This window comes from Pseudomonas sp. R62, from assembly GCF_000257605.1.
Lineage (GTDB): Bacteria > Pseudomonadota > Gammaproteobacteria > Pseudomonadales > Pseudomonadaceae > Aquipseudomonas > Aquipseudomonas atacamensis.
Genome location: NZ_AHZM01000967.1, coordinates 1 through 595 on the forward strand (window position 1 = coordinate 1; position 595 = coordinate 595).

At 62.5% G+C, this 595-nt stretch carries 1 protein-coding gene; it reads left to right on the forward strand.

From position 1 onward, the window contains the following. Positions 1-569 (forward strand): GlxA family transcriptional regulator (locus OQK_RS01385; RefSeq protein ID WP_016770772.1); only part of this gene is annotated, 569 nt, incomplete at its 5' end. Between the last annotated feature and the right edge of the window lie 26 nt (positions 570-595).

Here is a 595-nt window from a genome sequence, read left to right on the forward strand (position 1 = left end):
ACGCTTTGCGCGATCGCTTTCCAGCGGTCGAGGTAGATGCCGACGCGATCTTCATTCAGCAAGGCAAGGTCTGGACCTCGGCCGGAGTCACCGCCGGGATCGATCTGGCGCTGGCGCTGGTCGAGGCCGATTGCGGCCGTGAAGTGACGTTGCAAGTCGCGCGGGAACTGGTGGTGTACATCAAACGCCCCGGCGGCCAGGCGCAATACAGCACGCTGCTGCAATCGCAGGCGCAGGACGCTGCGATGTTCGATGATCTGCACCTTTGGCTCATGGAGCGCCTCGGCGATCCGAATCTGACGGTGGAGCGCCTCGCCGAGCAAGCCGCAATGAGCCTGCGCAACTTCACGCGGGTCTATAAAGCGCGCACCGGGCGCACACCGTCGAAAGCGCTCGAGCTGTTCCGACTCGAAGCGGCCAAACGCCTACTGGAAAACTCCCCGCACAAAATCGAACGAATCGCCCGCATCTGCGGCTTCAACGATGAAGAACGCCTGCGCGCCTGCTTCCAGCGCCACCTGTCGATCTCCCCGCGCGACTACCGCAGTCGCTTCAGCCGCGATGGCTGAACCGCTATACCTACGTATAGTTTTGC